General features: G+C 67.5%; 23 protein-coding genes, 1 tRNA gene and 1 pseudogene. 12 read left to right on the top strand and 13 right to left on the bottom strand.

Annotated elements, in window-relative coordinates:
- Positions 1 to 144 precede the first annotated feature (144 nt).
- The 5 genes from DVK44_RS13855 to DVK44_RS13835 all read left to right on the top strand — a co-directional run bounded on the left by DVK44_RS13855 (position 145) and on the right by DVK44_RS13835 (position 4,974).
- Positions 145 to 1,350: a DNA polymerase III subunit delta' gene (locus DVK44_RS13855; RefSeq protein WP_114659959.1), complete on the top strand. Its 1,206-nt coding sequence runs from the start codon at positions 145 to 147 to the stop codon at positions 1,348 to 1,350.
- A 185-nt stretch (positions 1,351 to 1,535) separates the two neighbouring features.
- Positions 1,536 to 3,101, top strand: a complete 1,566-nt coding sequence (locus DVK44_RS13850; RefSeq protein ID WP_114659958.1) for an alpha/beta hydrolase — start codon at positions 1,536 to 1,538, stop codon at positions 3,099 to 3,101.
- A 148-nt stretch (positions 3,102 to 3,249) separates the two neighbouring features.
- Positions 3,250 to 3,323: transfer RNA gene (locus DVK44_RS13845), tRNA-Thr, on the top strand.
- 299 nt (positions 3,324 to 3,622) lie between these two features.
- Entirely contained in the window at positions 3,623 to 4,732 is a 1,110-nt protein-coding gene (locus tag DVK44_RS13840; protein ID WP_114659957.1) for a hypothetical protein, read from the top strand.
- On the top strand, positions 4,729 to 4,974 hold the full coding sequence (locus tag DVK44_RS13835; protein ID WP_114659956.1) for a hypothetical protein: 246 nt from the start codon (positions 4,729 to 4,731) through the stop codon (positions 4,972 to 4,974). Before DVK44_RS13840 ends, DVK44_RS13835 begins: the two co-directional genes overlap by 4 nt.
- Positions 4,975 to 5,214: 240 nt before the next feature.
- Here DVK44_RS13835 and DVK44_RS13830 read toward each other — a convergent pair whose 3' ends face one another.
- Positions 5,215 to 6,828: a site-specific integrase gene (locus tag DVK44_RS13830; protein WP_114659955.1), complete on the bottom strand. Its 1,614-nt coding sequence runs from the start codon at positions 6,826 to 6,828 to the stop codon at positions 5,215 to 5,217.
- A complete protein-coding gene (locus DVK44_RS13825; RefSeq protein WP_114659954.1) occupies positions 6,825 to 7,484 on the bottom strand; it encodes a helix-turn-helix domain-containing protein in 660 nt (219 codons plus the stop codon). The genes DVK44_RS13830 and DVK44_RS13825 overlap by 4 nt, the downstream gene beginning before the upstream one ends.
- Before the next feature lie 91 nt (positions 7,485 to 7,575).
- Here DVK44_RS13825 and DVK44_RS13820 point away from each other — a divergent pair, with 91 nt between their 5' ends.
- Positions 7,576 to 7,863, top strand: a complete 288-nt coding sequence (locus tag DVK44_RS13820; RefSeq protein ID WP_114659953.1) for a hypothetical protein — start codon at positions 7,576 to 7,578, stop codon at positions 7,861 to 7,863.
- A 181-nt stretch (positions 7,864 to 8,044) separates the two neighbouring features.
- A complete protein-coding gene (locus tag DVK44_RS37075) occupies positions 8,045 to 8,905 on the top strand; it encodes a DUF4231 domain-containing protein (protein ID WP_228447131.1) in 861 nt (286 codons plus the stop codon).
- Positions 8,906 to 9,102: 197 nt separating this feature from the next.
- Here DVK44_RS37075 and DVK44_RS13810 read toward each other — a convergent pair whose 3' ends face one another.
- From DVK44_RS13810 to DVK44_RS13780, 7 genes are all read right to left on the bottom strand, one after another.
- On the bottom strand, positions 9,103 to 9,408 hold the full coding sequence (locus tag DVK44_RS13810) for a MazG-like family protein (RefSeq protein WP_114659952.1): 306 nt from the start codon (positions 9,406 to 9,408) through the stop codon (positions 9,103 to 9,105).
- Positions 9,409 to 9,490: 82 nt separating this feature from the next.
- The gene (locus tag DVK44_RS13805; protein ID WP_114659951.1) at positions 9,491 to 9,991 is read right to left on the bottom strand and encodes a hypothetical protein; all 501 of its coding nucleotides are present in this window, start codon (positions 9,989 to 9,991) and stop codon (positions 9,491 to 9,493) included.
- Positions 9,988 to 10,941: a nucleoside 2-deoxyribosyltransferase gene (locus DVK44_RS13800; RefSeq protein ID WP_114659950.1), complete on the bottom strand. Its 954-nt coding sequence runs from the start codon at positions 10,939 to 10,941 to the stop codon at positions 9,988 to 9,990. The genes DVK44_RS13805 and DVK44_RS13800 overlap by 4 nt, the downstream gene beginning before the upstream one ends.
- 24 nt (positions 10,942 to 10,965) lie before the next feature.
- Positions 10,966 to 11,784: a PfkB family carbohydrate kinase gene (locus DVK44_RS13795; RefSeq protein ID WP_114665110.1), complete on the bottom strand. Its 819-nt coding sequence runs from the start codon at positions 11,782 to 11,784 to the stop codon at positions 10,966 to 10,968.
- Positions 11,785 to 11,800: 16 nt separating this feature from the next.
- The gene (locus DVK44_RS13790) at positions 11,801 to 12,625 is read right to left on the bottom strand and encodes a hypothetical protein (protein ID WP_114659949.1); all 825 of its coding nucleotides are present in this window, start codon (positions 12,623 to 12,625) and stop codon (positions 11,801 to 11,803) included.
- Positions 12,622 to 13,299 carry a maleate cis-trans isomerase family protein gene (locus tag DVK44_RS13785; RefSeq protein ID WP_228447130.1) on the bottom strand — a complete coding sequence of 226 codons (678 nt, stop codon included), beginning with the start codon at positions 13,297 to 13,299 and terminating at the stop codon, positions 12,622 to 12,624. Before DVK44_RS13785 ends, DVK44_RS13790 begins: the two co-directional genes overlap by 4 nt.
- 16 nt (positions 13,300 to 13,315) lie before the next feature.
- A complete protein-coding gene (locus DVK44_RS13780; protein ID WP_114659947.1) occupies positions 13,316 to 14,836 on the bottom strand; it encodes a radical SAM protein in 1,521 nt (506 codons plus the stop codon).
- Positions 14,837 to 15,046: 210 nt separating this feature from the next.
- Between DVK44_RS13780 and DVK44_RS13775 the strand changes: the two genes are divergently transcribed.
- Positions 15,047 to 16,432 (top strand): hypothetical protein, encoded by a 1,386-nt coding sequence (locus tag DVK44_RS13775; protein ID WP_114659946.1) that lies wholly within the window; start codon positions 15,047 to 15,049, stop codon positions 16,430 to 16,432.
- A 9-nt stretch (positions 16,433 to 16,441) separates the two neighbouring features.
- Here the strand turns inward: DVK44_RS13775 and DVK44_RS13770 are convergent, their stop codons facing one another.
- The 4 genes and pseudogenes from DVK44_RS13770 to DVK44_RS13760 all read right to left on the bottom strand — a co-directional run.
- A complete protein-coding gene (locus DVK44_RS13770; RefSeq protein WP_114659945.1) occupies positions 16,442 to 17,251 on the bottom strand; it encodes an SDR family NAD(P)-dependent oxidoreductase in 810 nt (269 codons plus the stop codon).
- 153 nt (positions 17,252 to 17,404) lie between these two features.
- Positions 17,405 to 17,599, bottom strand: a complete 195-nt coding sequence (locus tag DVK44_RS13765; RefSeq protein WP_114659944.1) for a DUF397 domain-containing protein — start codon at positions 17,597 to 17,599, stop codon at positions 17,405 to 17,407.
- A complete protein-coding gene (locus DVK44_RS37620; protein ID WP_269439640.1) occupies positions 17,596 to 17,712 on the bottom strand; it encodes a hypothetical protein in 117 nt (38 codons plus the stop codon). Before DVK44_RS37620 ends, DVK44_RS13765 begins: the two co-directional genes overlap by 4 nt.
- 115 nt (positions 17,713 to 17,827) lie before the next feature.
- Positions 17,828 to 18,472 (bottom strand): annotated as a pseudogene (locus tag DVK44_RS13760) (helix-turn-helix domain-containing protein); the annotation flags it as partial.
- 318 nt (positions 18,473 to 18,790) lie between these two features.
- On the opposite strand from DVK44_RS13760, the gene DVK44_RS37070 reads away from it, so the two are divergent.
- From DVK44_RS37070 to DVK44_RS13735, 4 genes are all read left to right on the top strand, one after another.
- Complete coding sequence (locus DVK44_RS37070) at positions 18,791 to 19,270, top strand: hypothetical protein (RefSeq protein WP_228447129.1); 480 nt, start codon at positions 18,791 to 18,793, stop codon at positions 19,268 to 19,270.
- 445 nt (positions 19,271 to 19,715) lie between these two features.
- Positions 19,716 to 20,396, top strand: a complete 681-nt coding sequence (locus tag DVK44_RS13750; RefSeq protein WP_331461599.1) for a DUF6082 family protein — start codon at positions 19,716 to 19,718, stop codon at positions 20,394 to 20,396.
- Between the two features lie 651 nt (positions 20,397 to 21,047).
- Positions 21,048 to 23,567: an ATP-binding protein gene (locus DVK44_RS37065; RefSeq protein WP_228447127.1), complete on the top strand. Its 2,520-nt coding sequence runs from the start codon at positions 21,048 to 21,050 to the stop codon at positions 23,565 to 23,567.
- 181 nt (positions 23,568 to 23,748) lie between these two features.
- Positions 23,749 to 24,948 (top strand): MAB_1171c family putative transporter, encoded by a 1,200-nt coding sequence (locus DVK44_RS13735; protein ID WP_331461598.1) that lies wholly within the window; start codon positions 23,749 to 23,751, stop codon positions 24,946 to 24,948.
- Positions 24,949 to 25,197 lie beyond the last annotated feature (249 nt).

Here is a 25,197-nt window from a genome sequence, read left to right as displayed (position 1 = left end):
CGGCGGTGCCGGAAGGCCGGAATGCCGGAATGTCAGACCCCGGCCCCACAATGGAATCCGCGCACGACGTACGCCCGGTGCCCGGCACCCGGCGGCTGTCGTACGCGTACTGCTGACAGGCGACGAAGGAGGCGGTGACGGCGCATGACCGTATGGGACGAGCTGGTCGGACAGGACCGCGTGCATGTGACGCTGGCCGCCGCCGCCCGTGACGCCGACGCGCTGGTCACCGCCGACGCGACGGGCACCGCGCCGCCCGAGGCGTCGAAGATGACCCATGCCTGGCTCTTCACCGGGCCGCCGGGGTCGGGCCGTTCCACCGCGGCCCGCGCCTTCGCCGCCGCCCTCCAGTGCACCAGCCCGGACCGGGCGCTGGGCGGGGAGCCGGGGTGCGGGTTCTGCGACGGCTGTCATACGAGCCTGATCGGCACGCACGCGGACGTCGACGTGATCCGTACGGATCTGCTCTCCATCGGCGTCAAGGAGACCCGTGAGCTGGTCCGCCGCGCCCAGCTCTCCCCGGCCGTCGGCCGCTGGCAGGTCATCGTGATGGAGGACGCCGACCGCCTCACCGAGGGCGCCGGCAACGTCCTGCTGAAGGCGGTGGAGGAGCCCGCGCCCCGGACGGTCTGGCTGCTCTGCGCGCCCTCCCTGGAGGACGTCCTGCCCACGATCCGCTCCCGCTGCCGCCATCTCGTCCTGCGTACCCCGCCCGTCGCGGCCGTCGCCGATGTCCTGATCCGGCGCGACGGCATCGAGCCCCAGGCCGCCCACGCCGCCGCCCAGGCCACCCAGGGGCACATCGGCAGGGCCCGCCGGCTGGCCACCGACGAGCGGGCCCGGGCCCGCCGGGCCACCGTGCTCAAGATGCCGCTGCGGGTGGCGGACATCGGGGGCTGCCTCAAGGCGGCGCAGGAGCTGGTCGACGCGGCCAAGGAGGACGCCAAGCAGGTCGCGGAGGACGTCGACGCCAAGGAGACGGAGGACATGAAGGCCGCGCTGGGCGCCTCGGCGGGCGGCCGGATGCCCCGGGGGACGGCGGGGGTGATGAAGGAGCTGGAGGACCGGCAGAAGCGCCGCGCCACCCGTACGCAGCGCGACAGCCTCGACCTCGCGCTCACCGACCTGACGGGCTTCTACCGGGATGTGCTGGCCCTCCAGATGGGGTCGCGGGTCGCGCTCGCCAACGGGGACGTACGGGACGCGCTGGACCGGGTCGCCCGCGACTCCACCCCGGAGCGGACGCTGCGCCGGATAGAGGCGATCGGCGCCTGCCGGCAGGCGCTGGACCGCAATGTGGCGCCGCTGCTGGCGGTCGAGGCGATGGCGGTGTCGCTGAGGGCGGGCTGAGGAGAGCGGGCCCGCCGCGGCGGGCCGTGCGGACCGGGCTGGACGGGTCGCCGCGGGCGGGGCAGACCGGGGGCGGAGGGGTGCCGCGGGCGGGCCGGACCGGGCTGGAGGGGCGCCACGGGCCGGGAATCACCCGTACGAGTGTGGACGTACGCCGTGCTCGGCCGGGCGGTTAGGCTCCGGGAATGGACTCCAGGCACCCGTTCCGTATCTCCGCTGCCGCGCTGGTGGCGGCCGGTCTGCTGATCTCCGGATGCAGCTCCGGCGGCTCACCGTCCGACTCGGGCGCGGATGCCTCGGCTCCGGGCGCGGGGTCGGCGTCGGGTTCGGCGTCCGTCGACGAGGCGGCGCTGAAGAAGTACTACGAGCAGAAGGTCACCTGGCGGGCGTGCGGGGTCCCCGACTTCCAGTGCGCCACGATGAAGGCCCCGCTGGACTACGCGGAGCCGGACGGGAAGCAGATCGACCTGGCCGTGTCCCGTAAGAAGGCCACCGGCCCCGGCAAGCGGCTCGGCTCGCTCCTCGTCAACCCGGGCGGCCCCGGCGGCTCCGCCATCGGCTATCTCCAGGGGTACGCGGGCATCGGCTATCCGGCGCAGATCCGCGCCCAGTACGACATGGCGGCCATGGACCCGCGCGGTGTCGCCCGCAGCGAGCCGATCGAGTGCCTCACGGGCAAGGAGATGGACGCGTACACCCAGGTCGACCAGACACCGGACGACCAGGCCGAGATCACGCTGCTCACCGACGCCTTCAAGAAGTTCGCCCAGGGCTGCGAGAAGCGGTCCGGCGCGGTCCTGCCGCATGTCTCCACGGTCGAGGCGGCCCGGGACATGGACCTCTTCCGCGCGGTGCTGGGCGACCGGAAGCTGTCGTACGTGGGGGCCTCGTACGGCACCTTCCTCGGCGCGACCTACGCGGAGCTGTTCCCCCAGCGCACCGGCCGGCTCGTCCTCGACGGCGCGATGGACCCGTCCCTGCCGGCCCGCGAGCTGAACCGCGACCAGACCGCCGGCTTCGAGACGGCCTTCCAGTCCTTCGCCCGGGACTGCGTCAAGCGGTCCGACTGCCCCTTCGACACGACCTCGCCCGCCGAGGTCTCGACCCGGCTGAAGGCGTTCTTCGCGGACCTGGACACCAAGCCCGTCCCGACCGGCGAGACCCGTCAGCTCGGCGAGTCCCTCGCCACCACCGGTGTGATCGCCGCGATGTACGACGAGTCCGCCTGGCCCCAGCTCCGCGACGCCCTTACGGGCTCCCTGGACGGCGACGGCGCGGCCCTGCTCGCGCTCGCCGACTCGTACTACGAACGCGACAGCGACGGCTCGTACCAGAACCTGATGTTCGCCAACTCCGCCGTGAACTGTCTCGACCTGCCGCCCGCCTTCGACAGCCCCGAGCAGGTCACCAAGGCGCTCCCCTCCTTCGAGAAGGCGTCCCCGGTCTTCGGCGAGGTCCTGGCCTGGGCCTCCCTGAACTGCGCCTACTGGCCCGCCAAGGCCACCGGCGCCCCCCACCGCATCGAGGCCAGGGGCGCGGCCCCGATCGTCGTGGTCGGCACCACCCGCGACCCGGCCACCCCGTACAAGTGGGCCCAGTCCCTGGCCGGCCAGCTCTCCTCCGGCACCCTCCTCACCTACGACGGCGACGGCCACACCGCCTACGGCCGGGGCAGCGACTGCATCGACACGGCGATCAACACGTACCTCCTGGAGGGCACACCCCCCACCGCCGACAAGAAGTGCTCCTGACCGCCCTGGCCCCCTGACCTGCGCGAACCCTGCGCGGAGTCCCGCTCAGCCGCCCCTCCGCCGCCTCCGCGCGGGCGCGTACGGAGCACCCCTCAAAACTGTGTAGACTTGGCCGCGCCGCTGATCGCACCATGGTGCACACGGCAACGCCGCCTTAGCTCAGTTGGCCAGAGCAACGCACTCGTAATGCGTAGGTCTCGGGTTCGAATCCCGAAGGCGGCTCGGATTAACCCCAGGACTCACTCGCCGTGACCTGGGGTTTTTTCCATTTCATTACCTTAATTCTGTCGATCTGCCACCCCAGTGGCTCCGCCAGGCGCCCGCTGGTGGCCGACCGGTGGCCAAACGTGCAAATGGCGTGCAGCAGCGGTGGCCGAGCGCGACAGTGGGGGCGGGCGGACAAAGGTCTGGTTGTTGTTCCATTCCTACATGTCGTTGCCTTGCAGCCTCGGGGAACATGAGTACAGAGGTTCTGCCGGGTGTTCTTCCTGGAAGAACCGGTAGCTAGGGGAGGGGCCTCAATGACCGACCAGACAGACGCGCAGCATCCTGTCGAGCCTGAGGACAGCGCGGAGCAGGCCCCGGCGCCGACGACCGTGCCCTCCCAGGGCGTGAAGAAGACGGAGCGTCCATCCCCGCGGCCGGACGTGTCCTACACTCCGGTGTCCAACGGAATGGACTATCTGGTGAGCGTCTTCCGGCACCTGACCGAAGGTGAAAAGCCGCCCGGTGCCCGCGACCTCAAGTACACGGTGCTCCACCTCCAGGCGGCCACCGAGGTACTACTCAAGGCCCGGCTTGCGCACGAGCACTTCAGCCTCATCTTCGCCGACCCCACCGAGGCGACGCACGATGCCTGGCAGAAGGGGGTCTTCAAGAGCTGCGGCACTCTGGACGCCTTCGATCGTCTACGCCGCATCGCCCGCCTGGCGCTCGACGACGATGACCGGAAACGGATCAAGGAGCTCGCGGATCACCGCAACGCTCTCCAGCACTATGGCCTGACGCATAACGCGTACGCCATCGAGTCCCGCGCGGCAAGGGTGCTCGAATTCCTGATTACGTTCGTCCACCGGCATCTCATCCCAGTGCTCGAACCCGCCGAAGCTCAGGGCGTCGAGAGCGACATGGATTCGTTTCGGTTGCAGCTCAAGGCCATTGAAACACTGGTCAAGCAGCGCATGAACAATCTGCGCAGCGATCTGGCCAAGGTTGCCGACGTGACAGTGAAGTGCCCGGACTGCGAGCAGTGGGCCATGGTCGCCGACGGCGCCGGGGCCGGTCCCACCTGCCGCTTTTGCTACCAGACTTGGGACCACGCCCCGCAGTCCGCAGCCGCCGACTACGCGTGGATCATTCTGGGGCTGGACGAGAATTCCAACATCGCGGACGAATACGCCCCCTCGATGACCGACTGCCCGAGCTGCCAGGTGTACGCGCTGGTGATCGAAGCGGTCACTGCGGCGAACCCGTTGGGCACTACACCCCTGTGCTTCGCGTGCGGCAGAACCTTCGACAACCTGACTGACTGCGGCGGATGCGGGACGCTGATGGACAGCGGCGGGCCGGACCGCCTCCCCCTGTGCAGTAACTGCGCGCGCCTGCGCTACCCCGGAGAGGCCCTGCGATGACCGCCCGCGAGAACCGGCCTACCCAACCGGGCACCGAGGCCCCGGTCGACGCCTTCGCTGAGCTGGCCGCCAAGCTCCGGGCCCTGTACGAGTTCGTGGACGCGCGGGCGGCCGAGGAGATGGCCCCCCAGTTCTGGAAGGCCCTCGGATACGCCTACGGCAGTGCCGAGACGCACCTGGACTGCGGCGACATCGTGGGCGCCGTCCGACAGTTCGCGTGGCTGCGCATTGATGCCGCATGATGGAAGAACCACCCCCACTACCACGCCGAGGTGGCACGGTGAGCGATCAGCTACCCGAGCGATCGACCGCCGGGGACAGGGTGACGGCTGCGGAGTGGGCGGCTTGGCGAGGCTGTTGCCGGAGAGGGTGATAGTCACGTTGTGCGATCACTCACGGGACGCCCCACCTAGCAGGTGACGTTCACCACATGCCGGAGCCCCGGTCAGATTCCAGCTGGCCGGGGCTCCTTCGCGCCTGAATCAGGCGGAGCGTTCTTCCTTGGCCTCGTTGCTCTTGCGTGGAGGCGTCATCCTCGGCCGGCGCGGAGAGGGTGTCGGCTCCCCGTCCTTCACCGCTGCCAGGGGCCTCCGGGCGTGCGGCACGAGCTGAACGACCTTCTCGGCGGCGTCGCGAGCGAGGTCGTCAAGGACCGACTGGTAGATGTCCCGGGTGATCCGCGTGTCCGAGTGGCCGAGCGTTTCGGAGACCACCTTGATGTCGACCCCGGCAGCGAGCATCAGCGTCGCTGCGACGTGGCGAAGATCGTGGAGCCGGATTGGCGGAAGACCAGCGGCTTCCACCAGACGCTCGAAAAGGTCGCTGACCTTGCCAGGGTGGAGAAGGGATCCATCCTCCTGGGTGAAGATCCGGCCGGTGTCCTGCCAGCCCTCGCCCCATGCCTCCCGCTCCCGCTGCTGGCGGGCCTTGTGGGCGAGAAGGTCCTGGTTGGTCTCCTCGTCGAGGGCGATCAGGCGGATGCCGCTGTCGGTCTTGGGGGCGCCCTCGTGGACCTCCCAGCCGTCTTGGACGAGCTGGGTGGCGATGGCGAGCGAGCGAGCCTTGGCCGAGTGGTCTTCCCACCGGACGCCGCAGCCCTCGCCGCGTCGTGTGCCCCGGAAGGCGATGAGCCGCCAGAGCACGTAGAGCCGGTCCTGCTCGACGAAGTCGAGGAACGTCGCGGTCTGGTCGGGGGTCCAGACCATGACCGGTGAAGGCTTCTCGCCGGTCTCCTGCCAGCGCGCGATGCGCTCGTCGCTCCAGACGAGCGCCTTCGGCTTGGTGCCCGGCAGCAACTCGACGTGCGCCGCAGGGTTGAAGGCGGGCATCACCTGCTGGGCGATGGCGACGTTCAGCGCGGCGCGCAGGGTGTCCCGGATGTGCGGCTGGGTGTTGAGACCGGTAATCCGTCGGAAGGCCGGCATAGCGTCGAGCTGGGCCCGCAGCCAAGGGCGTCGGGCGCGGTTCTCGGCACCCTTGTTCGGGGTGGCCTTGAGGTCGTTGCGTACCACGCGCCGCTGGGCGTTCTGTTCCTGGATCTCGATGTTGCGCTCGTTGATCGCGTCGAACATCGAGTCGATGTGGTGCACGCGGAGCTTGTCGAGGCGCAGGTGGCCGAGATGCGGCTTCAGGTGGACGCGGATATCGCACTCGTAGCGGGCCGCCCCGCCGCGCCGCAGACGCTTGCGTCCCGCCAGCCAGGTGTCTAGCCACTCCGCCACGGTGACCTTGGAGTTCAGGGACTGGCCTGTCTTGAAGCGGCGGCGGGTCTCGTCGTAGTCCGGGACCGGGTCCTTGTCCTTGACGCAGTTCTCCAGGAGGTCGCTGATCTGGGTCTTGCCCCAGGCGTCATCCTCCTCGGGAATGGCCATGAGGGCACGGACCTTGTCCAACTCCTCCTGGGCCTTGGTGGAGGTCTCGAATCCGCCGCGACGGAACCGCCTGCGGTCGCCGTTCTGGTTGGGTTCGAGTTCCTGGACGGCGGTCCAGGTGCCGTGTCGGCGGGAGGACTTGAGCTTGGGGCAGGAAGCGCCGTACTCCTTCTTGGTCTTCGGGTCGGTGCAGCGGCACCGACGTATGAGGTTGCCGTTCTTCACTCGCTGTCCTCCACGTGTGCCGGTGTTTCGGGCTGGTCGACGAAGGCCAGTTCGTCGGGTAGGGCCGGGGGTGCCAGATCGCGGTGGCGCATCCGGCCACGGAACGCACGCAGTTCCTGGCAGTCCTCGAACGCGTGCTCCTCGTAGCCCTCGGCGCGCTGTAGGAGGGCGGCTCGTCGGGTCCGGTCCAGGGTGGTACTGGCTGCCCGTCGCCTCTCACTGGCCAGGGCATAGGAGTACATCGCGGCAGCCACCAGGTCACCGTGCTGGCGGAAGACGTCGAGGACGTCCCGTGCGGAGCCTTCGGGGGCGGGCTCGTCCAAGGGCGATTCGCCGGTGAACCACGCGACCGCGTCCCAGGTGGACACTTCCCGGCCAGGGAGGACCTCGACCGTGGCCGAAGACCCGAGCGGGAAGAGGAGAGTCACAGGCGGGACGCCCAGGACGTCGGCCAGTACGACGAAATCCGCCACGGTGATGCTCGTCTTGCGCCCGGACTCCAGATTCTTCACCGAGTGCTCGGTGAACTCCGGCAAGCCGCGGTCGGCACAGCCCTGGGCGACTTCGGCCATGGTGAGGCCGGCGGCCTTGCGCGAGTCCCGCAAGCGCTGGGCGATCCGACCGGTGAACGCTGTCGACCATTGATCAGGTGTCATGGTGACACTTTAGGCAGGCAAAAAGCGCTGCTGCAACTAAGTGATACATCTTTGGTGTCACTGCGGCATGCGACGTTTCCAGGAGGGCACCATGGCGGCATCCAACTCATCCCGTGAAGTGCGAGGGCTAACGGGCGACGAGTTGCTTGCCCTCCCTGCCGTGATCGACCTCGACACCTCGAACCGAGCGCTGATGATCGGCCGATCCACGGGTTACGGACTCGCCAAGCAGGGGCAGTACCCGGTCAAGGTGCTGCGTCTCGGTAACGCCTACCGGGTGGTGACGGCTGACCTGCTGAAGTTGCTGGGCCTGGAGCGCCCGCAGGCGGGTGGAGATCAGGGGGGCGAGAGAAGCGAGCGGCACGGCCTTGCCGCCTAGAGGCGTCAACCGAGCAATGCGCTGACCTTGATGTGTACGACGATGTGTGGCTGAGCACCCCAGTTGGCCGGTCAAGCGCGTACCGATCTTCCGTTGATACGGCCGAGTGATCAGCTGATGCGGATAACTTGGAGTCATCGGACGTGTACGCGTTCGGAGTTGACTATGGGGGCGGGCGTTGGTGCCTGAGATCGAAGAGTTACGAACGACGGTTCAGGAGCTGGAGCGCGAGGTTGCCTGGAAGCGGAGACGCGTGCGTCTTCTGGCCACTTCTCTGTTGGTCACCCTGGCGAGCATCCCCTCGCTCATCGCGTGGAACGTCGTGTTCGCCGATTTCCATGCCGTGCTTGTGGCCGGTAGAGGATTCCTCGTCACTGTGCTGGTCGTCGGCGGTCTCACGGTCGGAGTGATCTGTATGGATCACCTCATCCGGGCTGACCCGCTCGATTTCCGCACTGAGTACGTGCCACCGGATCGCTACGAGTACAGCTTGACGCGACTACGGGACAGCCTCGACACCAAGCGCGAAGAACTGCGTATGAGGAGTCTGCGGGCACAACCACGGCTGATGGAGCGTCGCAGCATGTACCGCGAGGATACGGCTGAGGTCCTTGCTCAGTACGGGCGGGAGAGCCGCCACTACCGCCGCGTCCATAACAGCTTGCAGTCCTTGATCATGATCGGATCGACCGCAGTGACTACGATCGCCTCTTTCAGCCAGCAGGACTGGAACTGGCAGACATTGTCCGTTGTGGTTCTGGGGTTCAGCATCACCCTCGCGTCCGCGTTCAGCGGCTACTACAAGTACCGCGAGCGTAGCTACTTCCTGCGGCAGACAGCTGACGCCATCGAGGAGGAACTGAATGCGGTGATGCTCGGGATCGGTGAATACAGCCAGTTCACCGAGGAGCAGGAGGGCGAGGCCCTCGCCAAGTTCACCCAGCGCGTTGAGGCGCTTCGCAACGAGCAACGGCGTCGTGAGCAGCAGCTGGACCAGCCTGCCGAACAGGCCGGTCCAGCCGGACCTCCGCCGGCTGTATGACCAGCAGTCGTTCCGGAGTGGGCCCCGGAGACCGATGTGGCGCCCGGAATCGTCGAATAGCTTCACCAAGTTTGGGGCACAGCCACACAGAACCGCTTGATCATTGACTGAGCCACCGGACGTCTCGGTCGCCAACTCACGTGCTCATCCGTCAAATGAAGCGCTCGGGCACACGAGCTGCCGGTCAGCGGGAAGACCTACGTGTCGCTTGTCCGGATCTGCGCTCCGTGCTTGTTTCGCTCGTACGTACGTCGCGTGTTCTTTTCGATCTTCCGGGCGACTTCGGAGTCGAGGTCCACGCCGTTCATCTCGGCCAGGGCCGTCAGGTAGAGGAAGACGTCGGCCAGTTCCTCTCCGAGGTCGGGCAGGCCCTTGCGCCAGGAGGTGAAGGCTTCGCCTACCTCGGCGGTGAGGAGGCCGAACTCCATGGCCACGTCGGTGGTGTTGAACCCCTTGAGGGTCTTGTTCTCCCAGGCGAGTTTCTGGGCGGACCCGATCTCCAAGACTCCTCCAGTGGCGGTACAGCAGGTGCTCCCGGAGCCTAGCGGGAGCGGTGTGCCGACGGGCTGGATTCGGCAGGCCCTCTCACCCTGTCGAAGGACGTTCGAGGGTCGTGGTGTCGAGGGTGAGCACGCGGGTGTAGTCGGTGAGGGTCGAGAAGACCCGTTTGTACCCCGCTACCAGGGCGGAGATTTCCTCCAGGCTGACCGCCTCGCCGTCGCGCGACAGAAGCCGCCGACGGATGACGGCCGGGGGCGCGGTCAGGTGGATGAGGACGCCGGATCGCTCGATGACGCTTTCGGCAAGGTCGATCGCCTGGCTCCAGTTGATCCGGGAACGGCCCCGGTGCAGGGGGCCGTAGACCAGTTCGCTGATGAAGCACCGGTCGAAGAGGATCCGCCCGGTCCCGGCGAGGATGCTCCGGTAGCGGCCGGCCAGGTCGAGGTGGTCCGGAGTCCTGGGGGAGTGCACCACAGCGAAGCCGTGGTGCGTCGACAGGTGTGCGCCGAGCGTGCTTTTGCCAACTCCGTCGCAGCCTTCCAGGACCACGGTCCGGTACTCACCGGCGATGTCGTCGAGGTTCATGCGGCCAGCCAGGACCGTACGGCGTCGCCGTTGGCAAGGTGAGCGTCGGTGGCGTACTGGACCATGAGGTTGCGCCAGTTGGGCTCGCGGCCTTGGGCGTGGGTGAACGTCGGGCGCGGCTGGAAGGCCGCGATCCGTACGCCGCTGGCCGCGGCCGCGCCGATGAGCAGGGCGGTTCCCGGTGGTGTCTCCGGGCCGGAGACGTCGGCCAGCAGTCGGGCGGCCGAGCACACCGCGGTCAGGTCGGCCAGGGCCCCTGCTACCGGGTCCGGCGCCGTGAAGCGCTGGGGCAGCACGATGGTGTGGCCGGCATCCGTACAGGCTTTGACCAGGTGATCACGTCCCCATGCCGCGTACGGCGACGCCTCGACGTACACCGGTGTGCCGGGATCCGCAGTCGAGCGCAGAGGGCGGGGGGTCTGTTCCGGGAGGTCGAGCAGTGCGTCGACGGTCGCGTCGAGTGCCGTGTTCATCTGGGCCACGTTGCGCGTCTGGAAGCCCGAGAAGCGGGACTGGGGCGGAGTCGACGGCAGGGTTGGCGGTCCGAGCTTGGTGACGCGCACGATGCGTGTGGCCACGGCCTGGACGAGGGGGTCGGGGAATTCGAGGCGTGGGCCGGCCTCGGTCAGCGAGTAGGTCTGGAAGTCGGTCGTGAGCACGATGACCGGGACGCCCGAAGCAGCGGCGTATCCCATCTCCATACAGACCCCGTCGTCGAGGCTCGGGCCGTGCAGGATGGCGACCATGGCGTCGAGGCGGCCGAGGCGTTCGCGGTCCAGCTCGAACAGGCGGCGCCCTTTGACGTCGGCTATCAGGTCCTCTTCGTCGGTGTCGCAGAACGGCAGGAAGACTCGGCCGGGACCGACTTTCGCGGCGAGTCGCTCGGCGAGGTCGGCGGCGAGAGCACGGTCGTGCGCGGCGAAGAGCCGGTGGGCTACGTAGACGGACACCGGAAGGGGCCCCCAAGTCGTAGGTCAGCCGCGTCGGGGCGCGGGGATAGGCAGAGCCGGGGCCGCGACGTATCTGGCTGCGGCTGCTGTTGCTTCGGCCAGAGCCTGGGCGGTTGTCGCACCCTGCGAGCGATGGGCCAGGAAGGTTCCGGCCAGGGTGTCTCCGGCGCCGGAGACCTCGCGCGGAAGATGCGGTGGTGGAATGGCGGAGGCGACCTGGCGGCCGAAGTGGCGAACGACTGCGGCCCGGGGGCCGTCGGTGACGACGATCTCCGGGAGGGTGCCGCAGTCGATCGCCTGCTTCAGAAGCCGGTACTCGGCAGTGTTGACGAACAGGGTGGTTGCTCTCGGCAGCCAGGATGCGGCAGCGCGGATCATCGCTTCCGCGCTCGGCAGGAAGAAGTCCACACTGAAGTCGGCGGCGTTCTTGGTGAGTCGGCCGAGGACTGCGGCCACGTCCAGCGGGCGGCGGCAGCAGACGTGGTAGCTGCCGCGTGGGTGCTGGTCCACGTGCCTGAGCGCATGCGCGGTCAGGCCCTCGGCCACGCCGTAGTCCGTGCCTACCGCCAGCAGCTCGCCTTGCAGGTCGTACTCCAGGTCGAAGGTGGTGGACATGCCGACGGCCTGGATCTGCGCGGACCAGTCGAGCGTGTCCAGCCCCGGCGCCTCGGGAAGGTGAGCGAGGTCGTCTCCGAGAACAGAGACCGGGGCCGCCCGGCGGCCAGCCTTTGTCGTCGCCAAGGACAGGAGCAGAGCCGCGCCGCCGAGCCGGGATCCGCCGCGATGGTCGGGGTAGCGGGTCAGGTCCCGGCTGATGTTGCCGATCACGTCGAGCCGTTCCACGAACTCCCCCAAGAGATCAGGCGCGGCGGGTGCGGTGCGCGCAGTCGACGACCTTCGTGCAGACCGGCCGACGTCGGCAGAGCTGTCGCGCCGGGCCGTTGAGGTACAGGCGCTTGAAATAGATCAGGACGAGGTGCACCCACCAGGTCGGATCCACCCCCTCGGGGATGGTGACCTGATACTCATGGTCGTTGACCAGGGAGCGGAACTCGGCCGAGCGGGCGCGCACGGCCGACTCAAGGACGTGCCGCATACGTTCGTGAGCCACGGCCCCCGACGGAAGGGCGAGGCCCAAGGCGGGCGCCAGCTTGGTGACCATGCCGGAATCCACCGGGATGATGCCGCAGTGATACCCGCGAGCGGTGAGCAGGGCGCACTGGGCGACCTTGTAGGAGGCACCTCGTACTCGCCCCGCGAAGTCGTTTACCAAGGCGTCGCAGTCGGCCGATTCCGCTGTCGGGTCGGTCCCCTCCTTGTCCCAGCCGCGGAGAAGTTCGGCGAGGGAGCGCAGATAGTCGATCCGGGTCTGCAGCAGGCCGATGGGGCGTACGAGCGCGATCAGTTCTGTGTCGGTGGCCTGGGCGAGACTGTCGAAGCCATGAGTATTCGCCGAGGCGATCACTCCGGCGTATGTCTCCACCATGCGATAGGAGACCCGTGTGGACCAGCCGGCGGCGAGCATCCGTACGCGCGGATCGCTGATCGATGTCGGCCACCACCGGTTCTCGTCGTGGTTGGCCTCTACCTCGGCCCGTACGTCCGGCAGGCCGGCGGCGCGGGCGACCAGTCGGTGGACGCGCCGGATCTCCAGCGGCTTCGCCTTCACACGCTCGATCGTCATGAACCGACTCCAGCACAGACGCGGGCCGCGAGAAGTGCCATGGCGAGATTGGAGGAGAACACGGGCTTCCCGATCCGGTACTCCAGCTCGGTGATTACCGGCAGGGTGTGCCACCCGGTGCACGAAAGGATCACCGCCTCGGCGGAGCTGACCGCGTTCTCCGGCAGTTGCCCCACCAGAGCAAGGATTTGATCCGGGGTGACGTCGGGATAGCCGTCGGTCAGGCCCAGGCTCGCATGAGCCAGCACCTTGATGCCGGCCTCGGCGAGCGCTGCGGCTTCCGCTTCGGCCACCGGGGCGGGATAGGGCGTAACCAGCGCCACGCGCGTCACGGCTGCCTCGACGAGAGCCCGCAGAAGGGCGTCGAAGGCGGTGAACACGCCGCCCGGCAGCGGCGGACCGCCGGTGAAGCCCGCTGACGTGCACGCCAGTATCACCGCGTCGAGCGGAACGTGGGACAACGAGTCCAGCGCCTGCGCCGATGCCGCACGCAGCCCGTGCCAGAACGAGGCGTCGATTGCCGTCGTCCTGGACTCGGGTACGAGCCGCGCGTGGTGGAAGACCGTACGGCGCAGGCCGAGGCGGGCCAACTCGGTCTCCACGGCCACGTTGGCCCAGGGCAGCAGCAGCCCCACGCGGACGGTACGGGCCGCTGCCGCGTCCAGGCCCGCCAACGTCGCGAGCGTCCCGTCAGGAAGCGGATGCAACACGTTCTCCGTAGATCATGCGCGGCGCATGACCGGTGACCACCAGGTCCCCGGTAGTACCGCGCGGCACCGCCGCGTCACGCTCGACGATCTGGATGGAGTATGAGCCCAGCCGCCGCCACCAGGTGCCGCCCTGGCCGATGAAGTAGGAGTGGAGGCCCGGCACGCGCAGACCGGTCGGGTAGACCCGCTCCTTCATCGGCTGGTCCCAGGTGAAGTCGATGTCCGCCTTCCACGACGGGAAGTGCTCAGCCGACGGCAGCGGCTCCCGCTCACCGAGCGCGGCGAGCGGGGTACCGGGGAAGGCCCTCGCCAGGCGCACGTTCGTGCGGTGACACAACAGGCCGGCATCGAGAATCCCGGCCAGCCCCCGGAGGTTCGCCACGTGGGTGCCGTGCGTCTCGCCCGGCAGACCGTAGATCAGGTTCAGGCCCGGGAGGAGCATCGGCAGACCACCCGGACCACGGGCGGCACCCGCCTCGTTCACGTGCTCGACGGCACGCGTCAGGATCTCGGGCGTGCAGGTGAGCGTGTTGCGCTCGATGACCACCGGATCGAAGCTCTCGATACCCATCGGCGCGCAGTTGCCCTCGGTGCAGTAGCCCGCCACCAGCTTCGCGATGCGCAGACCGACGGGTGCGGCCACGGCGAGGGGATCCGCGTTGTCGATGTGCAGCACCTCCAACTCGGGGCAGCGCTCGCGGATGCCGCCGAGCAGGGCGCGGATCGCGTCCTCGTCCCGGTTGCGGTAGGAGAAGAAGCAGGTCTGCTGGCCGAGCCGGAAGTTCCGGATGCCGGCCGCGTAGAGCTGGGCAGCCTCGGTGACGACATCCTCGACCTCGCGGAAGGCGACGAGGGGTGACTTCGCCGGCTCGTTGCAGAAGTCGCAGAACTTCCGGCGGGTGCAGCCGCGGTACAGCTCCAGTTCGGCGATCGGCCGCCAGGGCATCTGCTCGACGAGGCCGGTGAACGAGTCGCGCTCACGTCGCGTCTGCTCGTAGTCGGCCGGCCGCCGACTGCCGAGCAGAAGGTCGCCGGACGTCACTGTGTGGGTGTGGACGGCGTCGAACAACCCGGCGTACTCCACGGGGGAGGCCAGGGCGTACGTGGACAACGGTCCGAGCAGGTACCGGCGACCTCGCGTGCAGGCGAGCGCGCGAGCGATCTCCTCGAACGACCCGTTCACGGCGTGTAGATGGACGGACGGGACCGCGTTCCCGGCGATGACGACCACGATCTCGGCGTCCCGCAGGAGCTGAATGGCTGTGTCACGGTTGACGGTGGTCGAGTAGGTGAGCCGGTCACTCAGAGGCGGTTCGACGGTGGGCTTGCCGCCGACCAGGCACCAGCGGACGTCGTCGATGGTCACGTACCGGACGTCCGCCTCCGGCCGCGCTCGTCGCAGCGCTGACCAGGCGTTCCTGACGTAGGTCGACAGGTAGGGCGGAACGCCGAGTCCGCTCGGCTCGACGGTGAAGCAGTCCAAGATCACTACAGTCTGCATGGAATCTCCCTCCGATGCTGAGGGCATGGGTGATGATCCATCAACGTCCTTGCCGGGAAGGGCAGTCGGCCCGAAGCCCTTTCAGTCTCCGTGCCCGCGGGCCTCGGGAGGAGGGGGCGGAGGGGTTGTTCGGTTGTACGGGGGTTGCACTTTCATGGCTCAGCGTCGAAACGCTGGGACACAGAGTGACCCGCGCGGCATCATCTACGCATGGGCAGTGCAAGGGGGACCGGCGAGGCCAACACCGCCTTCGCGGCCGTGCTTCTGGAAGCCGGTTGTTCGCACGCCGCGTTGGCGCGCAAGGTCAACGAACTGGGTTTGCTACAGGGCGAGGTGTCGCGCTACGACAAGGCGTCGGTGACCCGATGGGCGCAGGGGATGACCCCTCGTGGACGCGCTCCTGAGTTCATCGCCGCAGCACTGGCCGGCTTCTCCGGCCGTCCCGTTGCCCCTGTTGACATCGGCTTTGCCGAGCAGGGGCAGAAGCCCGTGGTCGCAAGAGCTTTGACGTACCGTGAAGACGTGGGTGAAACACTGCACACGCTCGCGGAGCTGGGCTCCACCGACATCTCGCGGCGCAGCCTTCTTGGCGCGGTGCCGTACGTCGCGACCGCCCTCCTGGATCCGCAGCGGCAGTGGATGCTGTGGCTCCTTGAGGATGAACAGGCCCCCCGTCTCGCCGTCGTTGCCGGTAGCGGTCCTGCCGAACAGGTCCAAGCCATGATCGAGATGTTCGACGAGATGGACAACCGCTTCGGCGGCGGCGGGGTTCGAGCGAGCATCGTGCATTACCTGAGCACCGAACTCGCCCCCATGCTCCAGCAGCGCGGCCTGCCCACGCCCCAGCGCCGAGTTCTCTACACCTCGGCCGCGAAATTGGCCGCGATGGCCGGCTGGTGCTCGTACGACTCCGCCGACTACGGACTCGCGGAGAGGTACATGATCCAGGCGCTGAGGCTGTGCGCCGAAGGCGGCGACCGCGTACTCGGCGGGCAGATCCTGGCCGGCATGTCGCACCTCGCCACCAGCCTCGGCGACCCCACCGAAGGAGTCTCGCTGGCGCGGGTGGGAATCGCGACCGCCAAGTCGGCGGGCAGCCCGCTCGGACTCATGCGCCTGCACGCCATGGCCGCCCGCGGATACGCAGTCCTCGGTGACTCCCGGCAGGCCACGGCCTCCCTGCTGGCGGCCGGTGAAAAGCTGGAAGTCAGCCGGGGACCGGCCGAGGAATCGCCGTGGGTCCGCTTCCTGGACCACCACTATCTGGAGGCTGAGGCCGCGCTGGTCCACCGCGACCTCGGTGAAGCGGGGCAGGCCGAGCGCCTCGCCCTGGCGTCCGTCGAGGCGAACGGCGACCGTCGCCGTCGGCAGGCCATCAGCCGCTCGGTGCTCGCGACGGCGTTCCTCCAGCAGAACAGGCTGGACGAGGCGGTCGGGACCGCGAGCAACGCCGTGGATCTGCTCGCCGGCGTTCACAGCGAGCGGTCCGTCCAAGCCCTGCGTGACTTCCGGGCACGGCTTGCCCCTCATCGGGGCGAAGCCGTCGTCCGTGACTTCGAGCGGAAGGCCCGGCCGATACTCGGCACAGCGGCCTGACGGCGTCGATCAGTACCCTTCCGGCGTCGGCGCGTTCTGGCCCTTGTCGACGGGCAGGTTGATCCCGGTCACCCCTCGCGACTGGTCCGAGAGCAGGAAGGCGATCACGTCCGCCACCTCCTCCGGCCGCACCAGCTCGCCCCCTGGGAACTCCGAGCGGAACCGGTCGAAGGCCGACGGGTCCTCGCGGCGCATCCGGTCCCACCGCTTGCCCGGGATGAGCATCGATCCCGGAGAGACCGCGTTCACCCGGATGCCGTCCGGGGCCAGCTCCCTGGCCAGGGACGACACCATATGGATCTGGGCCGCCTTCGCCGAACCGTACTGAGCCTGCGGCCCTGGTTTCCATCCGGAGACCGAAGCCACCACGACGATTGATCCGCCACCTGTTTCCCGCAGGTGTGGGGAACTCGTCGACACCAGCTGGGCGACGTGGCCCACGTTCATCCTCCAAGTCGCCGCCCAGTCCTCGGCGGACGCTTCGGTGATTCCCCGCCCCTGCGCACCGCCCGCACACGCAACGACACCGTCCAGCCCGCCCAGCGCTGAAACGGCGTCCTCCACAAACCGGTCCAGCAGTTCCGGTACGGATACGTCCAGAGTCCTGACGAACAGATCAGCCGGCGTGTCCAGCGAGTTGTGGAGCGTTTCCAGGGGCTCGGGCTTCCGGGCGCACGTCGCCACCTGCGCTCCTTGGGACAGGAGCAGGCGCACCACGTGCTCGCCCAGCCCTCTGGAGCCTCCCGTCACCACAAAGCGACGACCCGCGAACCGCCCTGCCGTCCCTCGCTGCTCGCGGTCATGCTCTGTGTCCGTCATCTGCGTGCCCCTTGCCGCACCCTCTTCTGACCTGAACGAACGGCATCCGTAGTGATTCCGCTCCGGGCCTGGAACACAGATGGACCAGCGGCCACCAAAGCGAGCGGCGCCCCGCCGCTGTCGGCGAACACAGCGGGAAACGCTGATGGTCGGCTACGCCTCGAAGTTCCAGGTGGCCTCGATCAGCGCTTGCCACGCTGCGGCGGAGACCATGAGTACGGGACCGCCCGGCTGCTTGCTGTCCTGCACCGGCACGATCCCGTGGGCCCGTGCGTGCGTCGGTGCCCACTCCACGCAGTCGCCCCCGTCCTGGCTGCTGTAGCTGGACTTGACCCAACTGTGGGTCATGGCGCCTCCATAAGCTTCAAGATCAGACGTGCGGACGCGTCGGGCGAGAGCGCCGAGGCGGTCAGAACATCGTAGGACCGGGACAGCTCCCTGACGGAACTGGGATCCTCGATGATCGCTCCGGATCGGATGCCCTCCGTATAGACGATTATTGCCCCTTCCGCCGGGGATCGACATCGTGCCGTCCATCAGTCCGTGGCAACCGGCGTTCAGGGGCAGCACCTGAACCACACTGGTACGACGTGCCCCATGCGACAGAAGCGCGGCCAACTGGTCGCGCATCACGTCGGGGCCGCCGACCGTACGCCTGATCACGGACTCGCAGAGGACCGCTGAGAAGTCGGGCGGCGAACTCCGTTCGAAGACCTTCTGCCGGTCCATTCGGGATCGGACCATGGTCGCGATCTCCTGATCGCTGGCCCTGGGGTCGCCCGTCTGGAAGAGCGCCTGCGCGTACGACTCCGTCTGGAGCATTCCAGGAACCACGGTTTGCGTCCACTGCGAGATGGCCACCGCGTGGGGCTCCAGCGCGATCCTCCGCCGGGAGTGGGCGGGGAAGCCGGTCGCCTGGATCTCCTCGTACAGACGCTTGAACGTCCCATCCGTCCCGAAGACCTGGTCAAAGAGGGCTGGGAGGTTGCTCGGGATGGGCAGGTCGCTGCCCTCGATACGCGAGATCGTCGAGCTGGACGTTCGAACTTCCCTTGCGAGCTGGGCTTGTGTCCACCTGCCCTCGGGTCTCAGTTCTCGCGCGTCACGCAGGGCTTCCGCGAATTTCCGTCGCGCGATCCTCGCCTCACCGACCGCCGCACTGTCAACTTCCCGGTCTCCCACCACATCAAAACCCCCTCCACCACGGGTCTGAAAAGGCATCCCTGCGTGCGTGTCAGTGCAGGTCAACACTGTTCGCATATGCCGCTGAACCCAACAGCCAGGTTGGTAGCTGAATGGCTTCCAAACCTAGCGGCACCTGTCGCACTCTGAACACCCCCAGTCACAGGGAGTAGAAGGAGGGCACCCGTATGTCGAACGAGGTTTCCCCGTCGCCCGTCGGCGCCGCCGCGCTGCACGCGAACGTAAGCAGCCGTTTCTTCTGGCGCTTACTGCCTGACGACGCACCTCGGACATACGCCGAGTCCACTCAGCCCTGTTCGCTCGACGTGCAGGCGGGACTCGAACGGCGGTGTGGCGATGCTGCCCAGTGACCGGGACCGGTTGGGAATCTCGCCGGCCACGCTCAATCCCCCGCTCGGCCTCATCCCGTTTCCCGGTTGCGACGTGTGCGCCTGGTGGCACAGGCGCCGGAACAACGCGTCGCGCGGCATCGGGGCCGTGAGCGTGCTCGACTGCGCGCGGCAGATCGCAGCGCACCCGCACCGCAAGGCCGTAGACCGTACGGCGCCTGCGAACGGCGCGTCTCCCTTCGCGCATCTGCCCGAGCCGTCCCGTCGGATCACGCTCGTCGTGGGCCTGGCGGTGTGGGACCCGGACCGGGAGATGGTGGGCGTGGTGCACCGGCTCTACGGGAACCTCGTCTGCCTCATCCGGCCGACCGGTCACACGTGGAACGCCCGACCGATCAGGGTCCGTCCGGCGACGGATCGGGAGCGCCAGCAGCTGCGCGCGCTCGCCGAGTTGCACCGGAAGCGTGGCGCGGGCGGGCGGTCATGACGGAATCGCGCGTCTACGTCGCCACCGTGACCGGTGAGGGGCCGGCCAACGGGCAGATGGTGCGCGTCGTGCTCGGCCTACGGGAGGCCATCTCTCCGGAGCGGGCGCTTCGTTGGCTTCGCGGACAGGCTCGACGGATCGCCGACGGGCTCGACCCCGACCCGTGCGCGGTATGGATCCCGCGAAAGCTGATCGTTCCGGTGACGGCCCCCGAGCCGGATGTTCCTGCTGAACTTCGTTTCTGGTGTGGCGACTTGACTGAGCAGGAGGTGGCGCGGAACCGGCTCGCCGCAGGTGAGGAGTTCACCTTCGTCGCGGCCGATACGACCGGCCGCTACACGCTGAGCGCGCGTCCCTTGCCCCCCGCACCGGCTCCTCCTGCACCTCCGCCCCCGCTGGCCCTTCGCCCTGGTCGCCAGAGACACCGCAAGCCACGGAAGCGGAGATGGTTCGCCCTGTTCCGGCGACCGTCACGCGTGCCGAATACCGCTGCGGCACTCAGCGGCCCTCGAACTCCGTACCGGTCGCTCCGACAACCATCGGTGGGGACGGTCGCCGGTACGGATGCCGCCCTGGTCGTCACGGTCACGGTTCCGCCGTTGACGGCCAGGGCGGGCACATCGCAACAGACCAGACCGCACGACGAGAGGCCACCATGACATCGAGACTCCTGACCACCGCGGTTTTGTCCGCTGCCGCCGTCGGCGTTGCCCGCCTGGTTCTCGACCGGCGACACCATCGGGACCACATGCGGCTGGCCACCATGGAGATGCACCACAGGATGCTGACGGAGGAGAGCGGCCCGGAACTGGCCGAGCTGTACCCCTACCTCGCCGCGCTCACCGAAGCGGACCGCGTCCGGTTCCTCCACTGCAACAAGCGAGTGACCTTCTGGCACCTTCAGTTCCGGTCCGGACTCCTGGACGAGGACGCGCTGCACCGGGTCGCCGGGGCCTTCATGGAGAGCGCCCACGCGCGCGCGTACTGGCAGCGCGCCGCACCCATCCAGCGCCGAGGAGTCCACGGCAAGCGCGGCCACCAGTTCGTGAACGCCATGGAAGACGCCTTCCACAAGGCGCTGCGGGCCCTGTCCGAACCCAGTGACCTGGTCGGCGCGGGAGCCTAGCGCCGCCCCAAGACCCCTCGTCGGCGCGTGCGTCGGACCTGATGGCTGGTTCACAAAGCCCTATTGGGTTCGAAGACACCAACTACCGAATCTACGGACTGTTGGGGGCGCTCGCACCACCATGTGGAACGAGCGCCCCCAACTCTTCCGGGCGTCGCCGCCAGTGGCCTGCCCTCAGGAGATTTCCTGCTACTTGCCCGTGAACAGCTCCGCAGGTCCGGCCGACCGAACCGGGTAGCAGCCTCGATGGCCCAGGGAGTCCCGGTAGCGGGGTCGGCTCCATTCGCGAACAGGGTCTGCACGATCTCGTCCTCCCCTTGAAAACGGCTGCGAAGAGAGGGATTTGAACCCACGGTGACATCGCTGGCGCGACGGTTTGAACAACCGTGCCAACCCACGTGATTGAAGACATCCCCCATACACCCTTCTGGCCAGGACGTCGCAGCAGTTCCCTTATCGACGGACCCGGTCCTGGGCCAACCGTGCAACGGCGATCAGCCAGAGCCAGCATCGGCGCTCGGGACTCGGGCGATGACACGACCCCGGAACGGCAGTACACCACCGCTCAACCGCCGAACCGGGGTCAGGCGGTCCCCACCATGAAGTGAGAGTCAGCGGCACCCCCGCTCCTCTCCCGACTCGGGAGGCACCATGTCCCAGGCACCACCCCCGCGAGACACGCTCACGCTGGCCGACACGCCCAACGCTGTGGGTCTGGCGCGGCTGCACGCCGCCAACGTCCTCTCCCACTGGGGCGTGTCGGCCGAGGTCGTGGAGACGGTGAAGCTCATCGTTTCGGAGCTGACCACGAATGCGGTACGTCACCCCGAGAAGAAGGAAGGCGAGGAGGTCTCTTTGTACTCCTCGCACTTCGACGTGCAGACGTTCGAGCTGGCCCTGGAGATGTTCCGTGACGCCGTTAGGGTCTCCGTGTGGGACCGCGACGTGAGGCCGCCTGTGCTGACGGAGCCCGGGGTCGAGGCGACGAGCGGACGAGGGATCCTCATCGTCGCGGTGATGAGCAGTCGCTGGGGCCACTACCCGGCTCGGGGCAGGGCCGGCAAGGTGGTGTGGGCCGAGGCTGGCCTGAGCCCTGTGAGCTGCGCCGGTGAGAGCGAGCGATTAGAACGGCCCCCGGGCCGACCTCCGTCGATCGGGCGTAGACGGAGGCGTCTGCGCCCGGACGAGGCACACCCGGCGGACATCCAGCTCGCGCGCAAGATCCGTGACGCGATCCTCTCCGGCCGCCACCGGGCCGTCATGCCGCTGTCGATCCAGCGGAGCGGTCTCTATGCCTGCCGCATAGCCCGGGTGTGCCGACCCCCGCTCGCCGAGGGTCTCCTCGTCCGCCAGGACGAGCCCGAAGGCCGCCGCGTCTACGTCGCCTTACCCGTGCCGGGCGAGGACAACCCCGGGCAGATCGAGGACTATGCCCTGATCGGCGACCAGCGGGCCTCGGCTCTGGTTCGGCGAGACGGAGCATCGACTGGCTGCGTCTGCGCCGGTTCGACTCCGACACCGTCTTCGCCCGCCTGCTGGGCACCCGCCGAGAACGGCTTCTGGCAGCTCGCCCCCGTCCACCCGGCCGGCCTCCTCCGCGCCCGTCCCGGTGCGCCGGTACGTGGACGACTCGATGGGCCTGGAGACCGAGTGGGGCACCGAGGCCGGGTGGACCGTGCCGCTGAGAGCCGCACACGGCACGCTGCCGTCCCGCTCTGTAGCAACCTTTCCTCGAATCCACGACAGTTGGAGCCCTTCATGCCGCATCTCTCCAAGAGCCAGGCCATATCCTCGGACGGTGCTGTCGGCGCTGCCCGCCTGCTTCAGCTGGAGCGGGTCGCCCTGGCCAACGGGGTGCCCGTCGAGGACGTGCTGCTGATCGCTGTCAACCTGTACGGGATCACCTCGGACCAGGACCGTCACCGGGCCCGAGTCAACCTGCGCCTCGTGTCCCGTCCCGACGTCCCCTGGCAGATCATCGTCCCGCTGAACCGGCCGGCCAGTCCGTTCCGGCTCCGGGGCGACGAGCTGTCGCTGAACGGTGAGGTGGTCGCGCACGTCGAACGCATCGACGCCGACGAGGCGGTCGGAGGGTATTTCCGCAACGACGGCCGGGCCGCGACCCTTAACCCCAACGCGCGCAGCCGGTGCGTCGGGTGCGGTTGGTGCCCCAACACCCTGGAGGCCGCCGCCGATCCAAGGCTGCAGGAGGAGCAGGGTCTCGATGACCTGCTGCGCGCCCTCGGTGAGCAGCACCCCCGTCACAACCTGGCCGAACTGACCGAGGTCACCGTCTCCACCGGCTGCTTCGAGAGGGAGGGGGCCGCCATCGCTCACCTGACCGCCCTGCGGCCCGCTCTGGAGCGGGCCGGCGTCAGTGCGCGGATCGGCTTCCTGACCTCCGTACTGCGCAGCGACAAGGCGTTCGGGACCATCGCGTCGCAGGTGTCGCCGTTCGTGCTCAGGCTGACCGTCGAGCACTTCACCCGGCGGGCGGCCCTGATGAAGTCCACCAAGGCCGACCTGCGCCCGGAACAGATGCCGGACCTGCTGGCTCGGGCCCGGGCGGCGGGGCTGGACACCTCGTACACGTACATCGTCGGGCTGGACCCGATGGATGACCTCGTGCGCGGGGTGAACGCGTTAGCGGGCGTGGTCAGCGCCTTCCCGAACTTCCAGGTCTTCCAGGCGCACACGGTGATGATGCAGGGCATGCGGACGATAGAGAGCATGTCGGGTCGTCAGATTCGGCTAGTGCCACTGGATGATCCCGACGGGGGTCTGGGTGCGGCATGTGGTCTTCGAGTCAAAGCGCCAGAATTGACGATCATTCTCTATCGGCGTCGTCCGAGTCGTAACCAAACTGAGCACATTATCCTCCATGAGATCGCGCACGAATGGATGGACCACGGGGCCTCCCTGACGGGCGCCGAGATTGAGCGATACGTCCCTGAACAGATTCGCCAGGAAGTCCTTCGACGTTTCCCGTCGGCTCTGGTGCAAGCGCGCGTAGATTTTGACAGCCTGGAGGAGAAGCAGGCCGAGCTTTCGGCCTCATTGATAAAACGACTGGCACGCCGCCAGGCGATCGCAGGGGATGATGTGATCAGCCTTCTGGAGTATTCGCTTGCTCACCCAGTTGCTGCACCGCGGCGTCGACGCCAGCCGTAATTACGTGTCGATCGCCGAGGGTTCAGATCTCGGCCTCAAGTCTTCCGCCGCACCGCACAATTTTCCCTACTGGCAATCAGGTCTGCAGTCAGTCGAACTTTCGAGTTGACGAGACGCGCAGCTCACATGGATACCTACTGATTTCGTGTTCGATTACTTTAAATAGCTAACTGCGGCAGTGATGACTTTGATCGCCATATGGAGATTCCCTGCCGTTCGGTACGGTGATTCTCACCGCAGGGCGCTCTGGGGTGGTTATGCGGGATTCGCCATAGCTCTATGTCTTTACACGCCGGCGGCAATGGATGCGGTGGATGGAATTCCCGTCGTGGACCTGAGCGCCCTGCTCCGGCACTTTGCCAGTACTGCGGCAATCGTGGCTGCCCTGACCTACGTCGCCACCAGCTACGGGAAGAGCGCGGAGACAGTCGTGCCACGGCATGTAGAGGTCTCCCGTTGGATCGCCCGTGCATCCTATAAGGCGGGGACGATTGGTGTCATTCTGCTCACGGTCCTATTTTTCACCGTGGTGGACCGAGGCGGGCCGAGTCAAAATTTCCTCATCGACCACGCTGGACAATGGGGAGTCGCGGTCTACATGAGCGTTTTTTATTTTTTCCCGCTTGTTACGACCGCCGTTTGTGGCTACCAGTGGACGAGGGCGGCGCTACAGGTCGAAAGCGCAAGCATGCGTATTGGGTTGGGATTGATGGGGATTGCAATGTGGATGGGGCTGGCCCATACGGCGGCCCGCGTCACTATTCTTTGGGCTGCGGTGGCTTTTCCCGTAAGCCCTTCCATGGTGCGATTCCTTGTGGATGCCACATCGATATGGATGGATCTACTCTTCCTTATCGTTGCCGTAGGTGCAAGCATCCCCACCACCCGCGCGGCGGCGGCCCAGTGGAATGATTGGCGCACGCTGTACAGGATTTATCCACTCTGGTTTGACCTGGTGGAGGCTTTTCCTGGGACGAGCCTGTATCCGCCTGGGCGGCGTCTCGCAGAACTCATGCAGATACGCGTCCCCATCGATGTCCGCCTGGATCGGTGGACTCAGGATATTGCTGACGCATGCGAGAAGCTGCGATATTACACTCCACGAGACTTGATGTTCGCGGCAGAAGACATTACCGTCTCGCATCCCGACCCCGAGCCAGCTGCAGAGGCGTACTGGATTAAGGCCGGACTCCAGGCCGCTGACTCTGCACCCGCCAGTCCGTACGCCGTATCCCTCCTGAGAGAGAAACCGTTCGTTGACACCGACAGCGAAGCGGCGTGGCAAGCGCGAGTCAGTACGGTTTACTCGCACATCACCACGGATCAGGCCCGGCATGTCCTCCTCCACTCCGCAAGGTTGGAATACGAATCGGATCGGTAGCTTGTAATGCGCTTCACAGGCCGAGACCGAAGAGTATGGCGATCTTGAATGGTGGGCTGCTGAGTGAGATTTAGCACCAGCTGCTGTATGAACCTGGGCTGGTACCGTGGGTCGTGGGGATGAATAGGTATTGCTCCGCCCCAAGTGCACCCTGGCCTGCGATGCGCAGCTGCTGCTGCGGCTATGCGCAGCCGGGTCCGTGACGCTGTCCGGTCTGGATGGGCGTTCGAAATCTCAGCAATGGAGTTC

Source organism: Streptomyces paludis, assembly GCF_003344965.1.
Classification (GTDB): Bacteria; Actinomycetota; Actinomycetes; order Streptomycetales; family Streptomycetaceae; genus Streptomyces; species Streptomyces paludis.
This window is presented reverse-complemented; position numbering and strand designations above follow the sequence as displayed.

Excerpts from the sequence above, each read along its gene's own strand:
- DVK44_RS13855 (WP_114659959.1), top strand. The coding sequence starts at position 145 with ATGACCGTATGGGACGAGCTGGTCGGACAGGACCGCGTGCATGTGACG.
- DVK44_RS13850 (WP_114659958.1), top strand. The coding sequence starts at position 1,536 with ATGGACTCCAGGCACCCGTTCCGTATCTCCGCTGCCGCGCTGGTGGCG.
- DVK44_RS13840 (WP_114659957.1), top strand. The coding sequence starts at position 3,623 with ATGACCGACCAGACAGACGCGCAGCATCCTGTCGAGCCTGAGGACAGC.
- DVK44_RS13835 (WP_114659956.1), top strand. The coding sequence starts at position 4,729 with ATGACCGCCCGCGAGAACCGGCCTACCCAACCGGGCACCGAGGCCCCG.
- DVK44_RS13825 (WP_114659954.1), bottom strand. The coding sequence starts at position 7,484 with ATGACACCTGATCAATGGTCGACAGCGTTCACCGGTCGGATCGCCCAG.
- DVK44_RS13820 (WP_114659953.1), top strand. The coding sequence starts at position 7,576 with ATGGCGGCATCCAACTCATCCCGTGAAGTGCGAGGGCTAACGGGCGAC.
- DVK44_RS13805 (WP_114659951.1), bottom strand. The coding sequence starts at position 9,991 with ATGAACCTCGACGACATCGCCGGTGAGTACCGGACCGTGGTCCTGGAA.
- DVK44_RS13790 (WP_114659949.1), bottom strand. The coding sequence starts at position 12,625 with ATGACGATCGAGCGTGTGAAGGCGAAGCCGCTGGAGATCCGGCGCGTC.
- DVK44_RS13780 (WP_114659947.1), bottom strand. The coding sequence starts at position 14,836 with ATGCAGACTGTAGTGATCTTGGACTGCTTCACCGTCGAGCCGAGCGGA.
- DVK44_RS13775 (WP_114659946.1), top strand. The coding sequence starts at position 15,047 with ATGGGCAGTGCAAGGGGGACCGGCGAGGCCAACACCGCCTTCGCGGCC.
- DVK44_RS13770 (WP_114659945.1), bottom strand. The coding sequence starts at position 17,251 with ATGACGGACACAGAGCATGACCGCGAGCAGCGAGGGACGGCAGGGCGG.
- DVK44_RS13765 (WP_114659944.1), bottom strand. The coding sequence starts at position 17,599 with ATGACCCACAGTTGGGTCAAGTCCAGCTACAGCAGCCAGGACGGGGGC.
- DVK44_RS37070 (WP_228447129.1), top strand. The coding sequence starts at position 18,791 with ATGCTGCCCAGTGACCGGGACCGGTTGGGAATCTCGCCGGCCACGCTC.
- DVK44_RS13750 (WP_331461599.1), top strand. The coding sequence starts at position 19,716 with ATGGTTCGCCCTGTTCCGGCGACCGTCACGCGTGCCGAATACCGCTGC.
- DVK44_RS37065 (WP_228447127.1), top strand. The coding sequence starts at position 21,048 with ATGTCCCAGGCACCACCCCCGCGAGACACGCTCACGCTGGCCGACACG.
- DVK44_RS13735 (WP_331461598.1), top strand. The coding sequence starts at position 23,749 with ATGACTTTGATCGCCATATGGAGATTCCCTGCCGTTCGGTACGGTGAT.